Origin of the sequence: Empedobacter stercoris, from assembly GCF_020281205.1 — a bacterium.
Taxonomy (GTDB): Bacteria; Bacteroidota; Bacteroidia; order Flavobacteriales; family Weeksellaceae; genus Empedobacter; species Empedobacter stercoris.
The window spans coordinates 86,071-99,009 of sequence record NZ_JACXZC010000007.1 but is presented as its reverse complement, the minus strand read 5'-3'; the positions used below and the strand labels follow the sequence as shown (position 1 = coordinate 99,009).

The following is a 12,939-nucleotide window of genomic DNA, read 5'->3' as shown; positions in this document are numbered from 1 at the left end:
AAAGGACTTACATTTGAAATTGAGAAGTAAAAATATAAATTAAAAATTAACGAAACAAAACGGAAAATATATGAGGATTTTAAAACAATCTCTTCTTGCATTAGTTTTATCAAGCCCTGCGATTTTATCTGCACAAACTGCAGTTAAAGGAACAGTTTATGATAGCACAAACAATGCAGTTCTTGCTGGTGCTGATGTTTCGAACATCACAACAGGAGTATCTACAATTTCTGATGAACAAGGAAATTTTACTTTAGAAGCGAATGACGGTGATATTATCGTGATTAGCAACTTTGGCTACGAAGATCAAGAAATAACATATGCAGGACAAACACAATTGCAATTACGTTTAGGAAAAACGACCGAAAACTTAAAAGAAGTTGTTGTTATCGGCTATGGTACAGCGAAAAAAGAAGATGTTACAGGCTCTGTTAATCAATTGAATTCAGAGGATTTTAACAAAGGATCGATTACATCTGCACAAGAATTAATGACTGGAAAAATTGCTGGTGTTGTTGTTACATCTGCCGGTGGTGCTCCTGGTGATGGACAAAATATTATCATTCGTGGTAATAGTTCGTTATCATTAAACTCTCAACCATTATATGTAGTCGACGGTGTTCCATTATCAGAGGTAAATATTGGAGGTTCTCGAAATCCATTGGATTTCTTAAATCCGAATGACATCGAAACCATGACTATTTTGAAAGATGCTTCGGCAACTGCCATTTACGGTTCTCGTGCTGCAAATGGTGTTGTAATGATAACAACTAAAAAAGGAAAAGGTAAAAAATTCAAATTTAGTTATAATTCTACCACATCTGTATATCAGCCTGAAGGTTATATACAGATGATGAATGCAGATCAGTTCCGTGAATTAGTAAAATCTGTTGGAACAACTGATGATGTAGCTAAATTAGGAAATGCAAATACAGATTGGCAAAAAGAAATTTATAGAACTGCTATAGGTTTTGATCATAGCCTTAGTGCAATGGGAAATATTGGAGGAAACATGCCTTCTCGTTTTTCTGTATCGAATACAAATCAAGATGGTATTTTGAAAGGAGATAATGTTAATCGTACAACTGCATCTTTTAATCTTAATCCTTCGTTATTAGATAATCATTTAAAATTTGATTTTAACGCAAGAGGATCATACATTGAAAATGATTTTGCTAATCGTGATGCAATTGGTGCAGCTCTAGAATATGATCCAACTCAATCAGTTTATTCAGGAAATTCATTATTTGGTGGTTATCATACTTGGGCTTCTGGAAATACCAGAAATGGTTTAGCACCTACAAACCCAGTCGCGTTAATCAATGAAGTTGGTGACACATCAGAAGTTCGTCGTTTTGTAGGAAATGCTAAAATGGATTATAAGTTACATTTTTTACCTTCAGTAACTGCTACTGTTAATCTTGGTTATGATATTTCTAATGCAAATGGTCGTAAAATAACTACAGAGAATTTACCTTCATCAGAGCAAAATTGGGATGGATCAAAAACAACATTCAGTGCACAATTTTATAATAAATTACTTGACGCTTACTTAACTTTCAACAAAGATTTTGGAAAACACAATGTAAATGTTGTTGCTGGTTATGGATATCAATATTTTAATACATATAACCATAGTTACGATAGTGAATTAGAACAAAAAGGTAATCCTGAATTTGAATTTGTGGATCGCGATCATTCTACTTTGTTATCATATTACGGACGTGTAAACTATAATTTCGATAATCGATACATTTTAACAGGTACATTACGTGCAGATGCTTCTTCTAAATTAAATCCTAATGATCGTTGGGGATATTTCCCTTCTGTCGCAGTTGCATGGAATATTTCGAATGAAGAGTTCTTAAAAGGTAATTCAACTGTTAGTGATTTGAAACTACGTGTGGGTTACGGAGAAGTTGGAAACGTAAACGGATTAGGAAATTTCCAATTTTTGACTCGTTATAAAATTTCTCAATCAACTGCTTATTATCAATTTGGTTCAACATTTTATCAAACATATAGACCAGATCCATTAAGTGAAAACCTAAAATGGGAAATTTCGAGTACATTAAATGTTGGTGTTGACTATGCTTTATTTAGAAATCGTATTTATGGTAGCTTAGATATCTATCAAAAGAAAACGAAAGATTTAATTGCGAAAGTATACGTAGATCCATTTACTAATTTTGGAAGTATGATCGATAAAAATATCGGTGATATGGAAAATAAAGGTGTTGAATTTAGTATCAATGCTGATATTATTAAAACAAAAGACATTGATTGGTCATTTGGATACAATATTGCATATAATGATAATAAAATAAAAAACCTGTCAACTGATAATCTAGTTGGAGGAATTGACGGAGGAACAGGAAATAACATTCAAATTCATAGAGAAGATTATACTCCATATAGTTTCTATGTGTACAAACAAATTTACGATGTAAACGGAAAACCAATCGAAGGTGCTTACGAAGATTTAAACAAAGATGGAATCATCAATGATAAAGATCGTTATATTCACAAAAGTCCATATGCAGATATCACAATGGGATTCAATACATATTTCCGATATAAAAATTGGGACTTATCAGCAACAGCCCGTGCAAGTTTAGGGAATTATGCTTATAATAATGTTGCTTCTGCAAAGGGATATAGTGCGAAAGCTACAGGTAATGGGCAAAACTATTTATCTAATGTACATACTGATTACTATAATGCAGGTTTCTCAACAATTACAAATACTAATTTATTGAGTGATTATTACGTACAAGATGCATCTTTCTTCCGAATTGATAACATTACATTAGGTTATAATTTAAAACAAGCCATCAAAGGAATGGATGTTCGTCTTTACGGAGCTGTTCAAAATGTTGCTGTATTTACAAATTATAATGGATTAGATCCTGAGATGTTTGGAGGAATTGATAACAGATTTTATCCTCGTCCACGAACATTTGTCTTTGGTTTAAATGTTAACTTCTAAGAAAACAACAATGAAAAAATTTAAAATTTCAACATATTTATTAACTGCAATTTTTGCATTCTCTATTTCTTCGTGTCAAGATGATTTGGATTTAAAACCAAATGATCCAGATATTTTTACACAGTTTGATGTTTTTAAGGATCCAGCAACTGCTAAATCTGGTTTAGCAAAAGTGTACGCTTCTTTAGCTTTAACTGGTCAAAAAGGTCCAGATGGAGATAGTGATATTTCAGGGATAGATGAAGGAGCTTCTCAATATACACGTTTATTATTTAATGTAAATGTTTTACCTACAGACGAAGCCATTATTGGTTGGGGAGATGTTGGTGTTCCAGATATGCATGCAATATCTTGGAGTGCAAGTAACCCATTTGTTGAGGCTATGTATTACAGATTAGCTCAAACCGTTTCATTTTCAAATTCCTACATTAAGAATGCTGAAACGTTAGCTCAAACATCTGAAGAAGTTAAGCAGTATATTGCTGAAGCACGTTTTATTAGAGCATATGCTTATTATAGTTTAATGGACTTTTATGGAAACGTACCTTTGGTAACAGAAATTACATCAGAATTACCAACACAGAGTAATCGTCAAGAAATATTTTCTTTCATCGAGTCTGAGTTAAAAGCAATTGATACTGACTTAGTAAATAGTCGCTCAAATGAATATAGTCGAGTAGATAAAACAGCTGCACAAGCGTTATTATCTCGTTTATATTTAAATGCAGAAACTTGGATTGGTCAAGCAAAATACACAGAAGCTATCACATATTCTAATCAGGTAATACAATCTGGTTATAAAATTAACACAAATGATGTTAACAAAAATGGTTCTGCATATGATGAATTATTTCTTGGAGACAATGATACAAATGGTGCGCAAGAAGAGGCTATTTTTGTTTTAAATTTTGATGGAAAATATTCTAAAACATATGGAGGGTCAACATTTTTGATTAAAGCAGCTATTGGAGGAAAAATGCAACATGATAATTATGGTGTTAATGAAGGCTGGGGAGGTATTCGTTCAACAAAAGCATTAGTTAACCAGTTCTCAAACTCTATTTCAGAAACTAATTCCGAAGGAAATCCTATTGCATGGAAAGATAAACGTGCAATGTTTTTTACAGATGGACAAAGTTATGAAATTGAAAGTGTAAGTACTTTTGCTCAAGGATATGCAGTTCAGAAATTCTCTAATATAAAATCAAATGGAACAGCAGGAAATGATCCTTCTGCTGTATTTGCTGATACTGATGTTCCTATTATTCGTTTAGCTGAAATCTATTTAAACTATGCTGAAGCTGTTTTACGTGGAGGAACTGGTGGTGATCGTGCAACTGCATTGAATTTAGTTAATCAATTAAGAACTCGTGCATACGGAAATACATCAGGTAATATTACTGACGGACAATTAAACTTAGATTTCATTTTAGCTGAAAGATCAAGAGAATTGTATTGGGAAGGAACGCGTAGAACGGATTTAATTCGTTTCAGTAAGTTTACAAATAATTACAATTGGCCTTGGAAAGGGGGCGTTCAAAACGGTACTTCTGTAGATGCAACAAAAAGCCTTTATCCAATTCCATTTAATGTAATTACAATCAACAAAAATTTAACTCAAAATCCTGGTTACTAAGATGAAAAATTTTATAAAATATATTTCGTTCGCTTGTGCAAGTGTTTTTGCGTTAAGCGCATGTAATGACGATGAAGACATCATACAATTAGATCCCTCAACATTTGTAGCGCCTGTAGTAGAAGCACCTGCATCTAATTCGATTGTATTATTAGAAGAAAATGCGGCTTCAACTGCGATGACGTTCAAATGGTCTGCTGCTAATTATGGTGTAAATACTCCACCTAAATATGAATTAGAAATTGATTTAGCAGGAAACAATTTCGAAAATGCTAAAACAGTAACTTCTACATCCGCTACAACGGCTGATGTAACGGTTAAAGAATTAAATTTAATTTCTACAGATTTAGGTTTAGAACCTTTTAAAGAAGGTGAATTAGAATTCCGTGTGGTTTCAACTGTTGGAACTCCTGGCTCTCAACCATTAATTTCTAATGTTTATTCGTTAAACGTTACACCTTATCCTACAGATTTATCTACAAATTGGGGTATCGTTGGTTCTGCAACACCTAATGGTTGGGATGGACCAGATGTTCCTTTCTGGAAAACAGAAACTCCTAATGTATTTGTCGCTTACACAACTTTAAAAGATGGTGATATCAAATTCCGCCAAGATAATAAATGGGAATTGGACTACGGTGGCGCAAATGGTAAATTAGAAAAAGGCGGTAAAGATATTGCTGTAAAAGCTGGGACTTATAAAGTAACGATTGATTTGACTAACCTTACATATAAATTAGAAGATTACTCATGGGGTTTAGTCGGTGATGCGACTGCAAACGGATGGGAAGGTCCAGATGAAAAATTATCTTACGATGGAACTTTAGATTCTTGGGTAATTACAACAACTTTAAAAGATGGAGAATATAAATTTCGATTAAATAATGATCCTAATTATGCTGTCAATTTTGGTGGTTCTGGAATCGAAGGTATTTTAAAAGAAGGTGGAGATAATATCAAAATCAAAGCTGGTAAATACAAGATTATAGCAAACTTTACGAAAAAAACATATAGCGTAGAAGCACAATAATATTTTTTCACATTAATAAATATTTTTAAGCACAAAAAAACCTCATCAATTGATGAGGTTTTTTTGTGCTTAAAAATTAAGCTTGATATTATATTTTGCATAGAAATTCTGAATGTGACCAACCGCCTCTTCTGCTGTATCAACTAAACGGAAAAGATCTAAATCTGTTTCAGAAATATAACCATCTGCAATCACTCGATCTCTAATCCAATCAAATAATCCAGACCAATATTCAGTACCAACCAAAACGATTGGGAAACGACCTGTTTTCTTTGTCTGAACTAAAGTTAATGCTTCAAACAGTTCATCTAATGTTCCGAAACCTCCTGGCATTACGATGAATCCTTGAGAATATTTTACAAACATCACTTTTCGAGCAAAGAAATAATCAAAATTTATTTCATATTCACGGTCAATATATTTGTTCAATTCTGTCTCGAAAGGCAATGTAATTCCTAAACCAACAGATGAGCCTCCTCCTTTTTGAGCACCTTTATTTGCAGCTTCCATAATTGCAGGTCCTCCTCCTGTAATAACACCAAAACCTATTTTAGTTAATTGATAGGCAATTTCCTCTGCTAATTGATAATAATGATTTTCTTTTGATGTACGTGCCGAACCAAAAATAGAAACACAAGGTCCAATTTTTGACATGGCTTCATAACCATTTACAAACTCTGCCATAATCTTGAACAATGCCCAAGAGTCATTTATTCTAATCTCGTTCCAATCTTTTGGTCGAAACGGAGATTGTATTCTATCTACTTCTTTTTCTTTATTTGTCATAGTATTTTAATAAAAAGAACCGTAACAAAAATGCTACGGTTCAATATACAAATTTATTGTTTGTTTCTGTTTAATCTCTGCTCATAAAAATTCTTAAAATATACCAGAATAGTAACATTAATGATGCAAATAACGACAATGCTGCTGCAACATATTGTTGTGTTCCAAATTCATATTTTAGTTGATGCGTATTGTATAATATTGCACCACCTGCTAATGCGCACATTCCTACTGAGAACCATAAGCCTAAATCGAACCCAAATAACATCCCAGCAATTATCAAACCAATTGCTAAGAAGAATCCAATTGTTAACGCTCCTTTTAAAACAGAAAAATCTGCTTTTGTAAAAAATACGATAGCTGATAATCCTACAAATAATCCTCCTGTCACAACTGCCGCTTGTTTTATAACGTATGTTCCGCCATAATGTAATGCGATGTAAAGCATTGGAACAAAAATTAAAGCTTCTGCAATTATATACAATAAGTAACCTAAGTATTGTTTTGATTTAGAAATCGAACCATAAGCCATTTTTTGTGCGACCCAAGTAATTCCCATAAATCCAGCCAATAGAATTAACCAAAGATATCCTGAGGTTAAACTTAACATAAAGCTGACTAAAGCTTCTGATTTCAACATCAAAGATTCGATTAATACAAATACTAAAACTCCTCCTGCAACATGTCCATAGGTATGTTTATAAAAATTTGCTCTTTCTGCACTCGTTGCTTCTGCAACCAATTGGTTTTGTTGATATACGTGTTGATCTTCCATATTTTTTTTAGGTAAAATTTTTGATAAATAATTAATGCTAAAATAATAAAATAAACTTATTTACTCGCTCACTATTTTTTGGTAATTTTTAATAGATTTAATCCAATCAATAAGTCCAATAATCGATAAAACTAACAAAACAATATACTGAAATGATGTAATCACAGCTCCTTTATGAATCATCAGTGGAATCATCACCAAATCACCAATTATCCAAAAAAACCAATTATCAATTTTTCGTCTTGCCATCATCCACATCCCAATCAAAAAGATGGCTGTTGTCGATGCATCTATAAAATCTATTTGAGTATAATGAAATTGACATTGATTGATAAAACTTGTGTCAAATCCATTCTGAATAACTGGACGGAAATAATAAATCGTCAGAATAAACAGAAAACTCAATGCAAACAAAATCGTTGCATACAAATATTCTTTTTTCGAAGCCCACGAAACATCAACATGTTTATGATCTTCTTCAAGATTTTTTTGCCACAAAATCCAACCATATATTGCCATCGATGTATAATAAAAATTGATTATTGTTTCGCCATACAATCCCCAATTAAAAAATAAATAGATAAAAATAAATGTCGAAATAATAGTGGTCGGATAAACCAATATATTACGTTTGTAAGTGTAATAAACTGAAATAATTCCAAATAGAGTTGCAATAGTTTCGAGCAAAATATTCAACGAAGAATACGTTTTATAAGGCGCAAAAATATAATCAATAAAATCGTTCATGGTTAATGTGTTAATTCGCTAATTTGAGAATGTAAGAATAATTTTTGAGTTTCATAATTCGTAATTCTAATTTCGCATTTCGATTTATTCATAATCCAGCACCCAAACCAAATAATATTCTCCAATCATTTTATAAAACGCATGGTATTTTCGAGATTTTATCTCATCAGAAATCCAACAAATAATTTGATTATTTTCTATTAATTCAAATTCTTCTACGCGATAATGATTCAGAAAATTCCATAAATTTCCACCATTCAGTTTATACAAACCTTCTTTCATTCCCCAAATCACATGCAGATATTCAATCTCATGATCTTTTGGTATCCAACAACTTTCATCAGGACGAGCAAATTTATGTTTGATGTTCAAGATTTTTTTTGGACGTGCCAATTCAATATCAATTCCTATATTATATTCACTCACCCCAACCGAAACCAAGCCGTACGAATGTGTGATCGAAATTTCTTTGTTAGTCGGTAAAAAAGGTTTTCCACGTTCATCGTAATTTACATCGTAATCCAAGTCCAATTTCTTTAGACAAGCGCGCAAGCCAAGATATTCCCGAGCTTGCTTAGGTCGTAGATTCGTATATTTTTCTCTTCTATAATCCTCTAATTGAAGATATTCTAATAATTCTTCATCCGATTCTGTGACTTCCCACGTGATTATACGGGTATGTTTAAAATCGTTAATATAATCGATAACGGGCATTTTATTAATCGAAATTTGTTTGTAAATTTGTTCCTTATAAACTTTAAAAAAAAGTTAGTTAAATATATCAATTGATGGATACAAAAACGCAATACATTCCATACAAAGTTAAAGATATTTCTTTAGCTGAGTGGGGAAGAAAGGAAATTACGTTGGCTGAGGCTGAAATGCCAGGGTTAATGGCTATCCGTGAAGAGTATAAAGCTGCTCAACCTTTGAAAGGTGCTCGCATTGCGGGTTGTCTGCATATGACAATCCAAACTGCAGTATTGATCGAAACGTTGGTTGCTTTAGGAGCTGATGTTACATGGTCGTCATGTAATATTTTCTCTACACAAGATCATGCTGCTGCTGCAATTGCTGCTGCTGGTATTCCTGTGTATGCTTGGAAAGGGATGAACGAAGAGGAATTCGATTGGTGTATCGAGCAAACATTATTTTTCGGAGAAGATCGCAAACCATTAAACATGATTTTGGATGATGGTGGAGATTTAACGAATATGGTGATTGATCGTTACCCAGAATTGGTTGCTGAGATCAAAGGATTATCAGAAGAAACAACTACAGGTGTACACCGTCTTTACGAAAGAGTGGAAAAAGGTACATTGCCTATGCCTGCAATTAACGTAAATGATTCTGTAACAAAATCTAAATTCGACAACAAATATGGATGTCGCGAATCTGCAGTAGATGCTATCAAACGTGCTACTGACTTGATGATCGCTGGTAAACGTGTTGTAGTTTGTGGATATGGTGATGTTGGTAAAGGTACAGCGGCTTCTTTCCGTGGTGCTGGAGCAATTGTTACAGTAACTGAAATCGACCCTATTTGTGCTTTACAAGCATCTATGGAAGGTTACGAAGTAAAAAAATTAGATACAGTTGTTGCAAACGCTGATATTGTAATTACAACTACTGGTAACTTTGGAATTGTACGTGCAGAACATTTCGAGAAAATGAAAGACAAAGTAGTTGTGTGTAACATTGGTCACTTCGATAACGAAATCGATATGGCTTGGTTAAACGGAAACTACGGAAACACGAAAGAAGAAATTAAACCACAAGTTGACAAATACAACATCAACGGAAATGACATCATCATTTTGGCTGAAGGACGTTTAGTTAACCTAGGTTGTGCAACAGGACACCCTTCTTTTGTGATGTCAAACTCTTTCTCTAACCAAACTTTAGCTCAAATCGAATTGTGGACAAATTCATCAGCTTACAAAAATGAAGTATACACTTTACCGAAGCATTTAGATGAAAAAGTTGCAGAATTACATTTAGCTAAATTAGGAGTAGAATTAGAAGTTTTATCTCAAGAACAAGCAGAATACATTGGTGTAACGGTTGAAGGACCATATAAACCAGAATATTATAGATATTAATTAATTTTAATTTAGATTTTTATTTGAAGAAATAACACACTTAACTATATGCCCTCGCCCTGAACAAGCGAGGGCTTTTTTATGCATAGAAAATTAAGCTCAACAATTAATTCTAAAAAGATTATCTTTAAAATATTATTGAATAGTTTTTATTACTGATTATGATTAAAAAATACATACAGCTTGGATTTGTATTAATTGGAGGCACTTCACTTTTTGCACAAACAGATAAACCTTCGGAAATATTTTGGAAAAACCTCAAAAAACATTGCGGTAAAGCCTACGAAGGAAAATTAGCTGAACACATAAAACGTGATGATTTTGCTGGTAAAAAATTAACGATGCATGTTAAAAGCTGTTCAGAAAACGAAATAAAAATTCCGTTCAATGTGGGTGATAATTATTCACGTACATGGATTTTGACTAAAAAAGATGGAGTCATCACGCTAAAACACGATCATCGTCACGAAAATGGAACTTCAGAGTCGGTAACTTTTTATGGTGGAACAAATACCAATTATGGTTTTAAAGATTTCCAGATGTTTCCTGCCGACCAAGAAACAGCAAGTCTTATAGATTATGCTTCAACAAATATTTGGTGGATAACACTTGATGACAAAACTTTTAGTTACAATTTGCAAAAACCTGGTTCTAAAGTACCATTTAACGTTTACTTCGATTTAACAAATGAAATTGAAACACCACCCGCTCCTTGGGGTTGGGGAACACCACGATAATAAAAGAGCTTTTCAGCTCTTTTATCTTTTTATCAAAATATCAGCATTGATTGCAGGCGTAATTCCTAATGGTGTTTTCTGCCATTTATCCGAATCTTTAGTTTTGTACAAACATTTTGCTAACAACGCTGCGCTAAGATATATTGGTGACTCAAGTTTTGTTAACAATTCTACTTTTATGTAGAAATTTCCTTTATGTTTAATATTATAATCTCTCAAATCATAAGTAAAAATATCATCCTGCTGACTTCCTTTTTTAACTACAATATTAAAAGGATTTTCTAATATCGTTTTATCTGGACGATTATCTAAATCACTAAATAAATCTACTTTTACAATAACAGAATCAACTTTTAATGGGTAACTGAAATTAAAATTTATTCGTTGAAAAGTGAATTCTTTATTAGGTGCACTTATTGGGATAGCAATTTCTTTTATATATTTTGGTAAAGAATCTTTTTTTAAATTCATATCCGAATTCAAACCAACTTGTACAGTCTTAGTCTTAGTATCTGGTCCAACTCTTTTTAATTTAAACTTAGATTTATCATACAAAATCGTTTCGTGCAATTCTATCGTATCTTTTTTATAATCTTGTGCATTTGCAGACGTTATAAAACATAAAATAAGGAAGTAAATTTTTGTCATCTATTTGGTTTTTAAATTATTATCAATTTTATAAAATATAGATGTTCAAAACTCCCAAAGGTTACACAATAACATGTTAAAGTTTAAAGTATTACATTAACAAAAAAAAGAGTAACATATCGCTACTCTTCTAATTGGTTTAAAATATTTTCTAATTCTAACAACGGTTTTTTATACAGTTTATTTATCCACCATTTTAGCATCCAGATACAAGAAATAATATATGTTGGGATAAAAATAATAGAAAAAATTAAAATAAATTTTAGATCTTTTTCAGAATACTTTTCATAGAATGTAATTCCAATAAACATGATGACTAATACTGTAACAACATTCGTATATAATTTAAAAATTTCAATAGAAAATTTAAAATTATAATAAAACCAATTGATATTTTTCAAAGAATTATATTCTAATCGGTAAGAAGAATTATAAAATTTAATGAGATTTTTAAGAGGTAATATCATAATAATTATATAACACAATATGATAAACCAAATCAAAGGCGTATTTAATCCAAATATATATGGATAAATTAATAACAATGGAAAATTCGTTAGCTGAAAAAAGAAATCTTTTTTCAACGTTTTTCTTACCTTATCAATAACTGTATTTGCTTTTTGATTCAGCTCAAGATCAGGATTAATCTTCACATCTTCTGAAGACTGATTATCCCATTGTTTTTGTAATTCATCAAAATTCATAGCCGTATTTTTTTATAATAATTTGTAGTTTATCTTTTGTACGATTCAGTTTTACGCGAGCATTTCCTTCAGTAATTCCTAAGTTTGCACCAATTTCTTTGTGACTTTGTCCTTCTAAAAAAAGAAAAATTAAGGCTTTTTCGACTTTATTTAATTCGTGAACAGCTTTGTAAAACAACTCAAGTTGCGTCTCCTTTTCACGAGAATCTACCTCGTCTACACGATCTATATTTTCTATAAATGTGTGAGTATCCGTCTTTTTCTTTTCTTTTTTGAAATAAGTTAAAGCCGTATTCAGTGAAACACGATACATCCAAGTCGAAAATTGTGAATTTCCCTCAAACCGTTCAAATGATTTCCACAACTGCAAAACAATTTCTTGCATCAAATCATTCTGATCATCAGCATCATCCATATACATCTTAGCGACTTTGTGCAAAATCCCTTTGTGTTGTTCGATTAGTTCTAAGAAATAAGTCTGTTTTGCCCTCAAAATTGTTATTTTATTTGTTTCAAAACAACTTGTTCGTTATCGACAAAAAGAATACAATTTATTCTGAAAAAATCTGAAAACAATCTAACTTTAATTTTCAACTTCTCTTTCGTCATTGTAAAAAGATGACCTTCTAAATTAGATGCAAATAGATTCTGCTTTAAATCTTGTAATTGTCCGTTTACAACTAATTTTTCTCCAGAAAACCAATTATTCTCAATTCTAATTACATTATGCTCAAAAGTTGCTTCCCAAATAGATTTCATCGCCAAATTATTTTAGTGTTTACAAG

Annotated in this window: 13 protein-coding genes; 5 read left to right on the top strand and 8 right to left on the bottom strand. The window is 31.9% G+C overall.

What is annotated here, in order from left to right; genetic code table 11:
• The first annotated feature begins 70 nt into the window (after positions 1–70).
• The 3 genes from IF125_RS05385 to IF125_RS05375 are packed head-to-tail and all read left to right on the top strand — an operon-like array spanning position 71 to position 5,655.
• Positions 71–2,989 (top strand): SusC/RagA family TonB-linked outer membrane protein, encoded by a 2,919-nt coding sequence (locus IF125_RS05385; RefSeq protein ID WP_225541775.1) that lies wholly within the window; start codon positions 71–73, stop codon positions 2,987–2,989.
• A 10-nt stretch (positions 2,990–2,999) separates the two neighbouring features.
• The gene (locus IF125_RS05380) at positions 3,000–4,625 is read left to right on the top strand and encodes a RagB/SusD family nutrient uptake outer membrane protein (RefSeq protein ID WP_225541774.1); all 1,626 of its coding nucleotides are present in this window, start codon (positions 3,000–3,002) and stop codon (positions 4,623–4,625) included.
• A gap of 1 nt (position 4,626) precedes the next feature.
• On the top strand, positions 4,627–5,655 hold the full coding sequence (locus IF125_RS05375; RefSeq protein WP_225541773.1) for a SusE domain-containing protein: 1,029 nt from the start codon (positions 4,627–4,629) through the stop codon (positions 5,653–5,655).
• 69 nt (positions 5,656–5,724) lie between these two features.
• Here IF125_RS05375 and IF125_RS05370 read toward each other — a convergent pair whose 3' ends face one another.
• From IF125_RS05370 to IF125_RS05355, 4 genes are all read right to left on the bottom strand, one after another.
• Positions 5,725–6,441 carry an LOG family protein gene (locus IF125_RS05370; protein ID WP_225541772.1) on the bottom strand — a complete coding sequence of 239 codons (717 nt, stop codon included), beginning with the start codon at positions 6,439–6,441 and terminating at the stop codon, positions 5,725–5,727.
• A gap of 70 nt (positions 6,442–6,511) precedes the next feature.
• Positions 6,512–7,216, bottom strand: coding sequence for a Bax inhibitor-1/YccA family protein (locus tag IF125_RS05365; RefSeq protein WP_171622851.1), 705 nt, complete (start codon positions 7,214–7,216; stop codon positions 6,512–6,514).
• A 60-nt stretch (positions 7,217–7,276) separates the two neighbouring features.
• Positions 7,277–7,963 (bottom strand): nicotinamide riboside transporter PnuC, encoded by a 687-nt coding sequence (gene pnuC, locus IF125_RS05360; protein WP_188319572.1) that lies wholly within the window; start codon positions 7,961–7,963, stop codon positions 7,277–7,279.
• 84 nt (positions 7,964–8,047) lie between these two features.
• Positions 8,048–8,677, bottom strand: coding sequence for a 4'-phosphopantetheinyl transferase family protein (locus IF125_RS05355; protein ID WP_225541771.1), 630 nt, complete (start codon positions 8,675–8,677; stop codon positions 8,048–8,050).
• Positions 8,678–8,751: 74 nt separating this feature from the next.
• Between IF125_RS05355 and ahcY the strand changes: the two genes are divergently transcribed.
• Positions 8,752–10,065: an adenosylhomocysteinase gene (gene ahcY / locus IF125_RS05350; protein WP_225541770.1), complete on the top strand. Its 1,314-nt coding sequence runs from the start codon at positions 8,752–8,754 to the stop codon at positions 10,063–10,065.
• A 161-nt stretch (positions 10,066–10,226) separates the two neighbouring features.
• Positions 10,227–10,802, top strand: coding sequence for a hypothetical protein (locus IF125_RS05345; RefSeq protein WP_225541769.1), 576 nt, complete (start codon positions 10,227–10,229; stop codon positions 10,800–10,802).
• 21 nt (positions 10,803–10,823) lie between these two features.
• Here IF125_RS05345 and IF125_RS05340 read toward each other — a convergent pair whose 3' ends face one another.
• The 4 genes from IF125_RS05340 to IF125_RS05325 all read right to left on the bottom strand — a co-directional run bounded on the left by IF125_RS05340 (position 10,824) and on the right by IF125_RS05325 (position 12,913).
• Positions 10,824–11,450 carry a hypothetical protein gene (locus tag IF125_RS05340; RefSeq protein ID WP_225541768.1) on the bottom strand — a complete coding sequence of 209 codons (627 nt, stop codon included), beginning with the start codon at positions 11,448–11,450 and terminating at the stop codon, positions 10,824–10,826.
• 122 nt (positions 11,451–11,572) lie between these two features.
• Complete coding sequence (locus tag IF125_RS05335; RefSeq protein ID WP_225541767.1) at positions 11,573–12,154, bottom strand: hypothetical protein; 582 nt, start codon at positions 12,152–12,154, stop codon at positions 11,573–11,575.
• Positions 12,144–12,575 carry an RNA polymerase sigma factor gene (locus IF125_RS05330; protein ID WP_394369878.1) on the bottom strand — a complete coding sequence of 144 codons (432 nt, stop codon included), beginning with the start codon at positions 12,573–12,575 and terminating at the stop codon, positions 12,144–12,146. Before IF125_RS05330 ends, IF125_RS05335 begins: the two co-directional genes overlap by 11 nt.
• 77 nt (positions 12,576–12,652) lie before the next feature.
• Entirely contained in the window at positions 12,653–12,913 is a 261-nt protein-coding gene (locus IF125_RS05325) for a hypothetical protein (RefSeq protein ID WP_171622860.1), read from the bottom strand.
• Positions 12,914–12,939: the final 26 nt, after the last annotated feature.

Coding starts and splice junctions, on each gene's coding strand:
- IF125_RS05385 (WP_225541775.1), top strand. CDS start 71: ATGAGGATTTTAAAACAATCTCTTCTTGCATTAGTTTTATCAAGCCCT.
- IF125_RS05380 (WP_225541774.1), top strand. CDS start 3,000: ATGAAAAAATTTAAAATTTCAACATATTTATTAACTGCAATTTTTGCA.
- IF125_RS05375 (WP_225541773.1), top strand. CDS start 4,627: ATGAAAAATTTTATAAAATATATTTCGTTCGCTTGTGCAAGTGTTTTT.
- IF125_RS05370 (WP_225541772.1), bottom strand. CDS start 6,441: ATGACAAATAAAGAAAAAGAAGTAGATAGAATACAATCTCCGTTTCGA.
- IF125_RS05365 (WP_171622851.1), bottom strand. CDS start 7,216: ATGGAAGATCAACACGTATATCAACAAAACCAATTGGTTGCAGAAGCA.
- pnuC (WP_188319572.1), bottom strand. CDS start 7,963: ATGAACGATTTTATTGATTATATTTTTGCGCCTTATAAAACGTATTCT.
- IF125_RS05355 (WP_225541771.1), bottom strand. CDS start 8,677: ATGCCCGTTATCGATTATATTAACGATTTTAAACATACCCGTATAATC.
- ahcY (WP_225541770.1), top strand. CDS start 8,752: ATGGATACAAAAACGCAATACATTCCATACAAAGTTAAAGATATTTCT.
- IF125_RS05345 (WP_225541769.1), top strand. CDS start 10,227: ATGATTAAAAAATACATACAGCTTGGATTTGTATTAATTGGAGGCACT.
- IF125_RS05340 (WP_225541768.1), bottom strand. CDS start 11,450: ATGACAAAAATTTACTTCCTTATTTTATGTTTTATAACGTCTGCAAAT.
- IF125_RS05335 (WP_225541767.1), bottom strand. CDS start 12,154: ATGAATTTTGATGAATTACAAAAACAATGGGATAATCAGTCTTCAGAA.
- IF125_RS05330 (WP_394369878.1), bottom strand. CDS start 12,575: ATGTATATGGATGATGCTGATGATCAGAATGATTTGATGCAAGAAATT.
- IF125_RS05325 (WP_171622860.1), bottom strand. CDS start 12,913: ATGAAATCTATTTGGGAAGCAACTTTTGAGCATAATGTAATTAGAATT.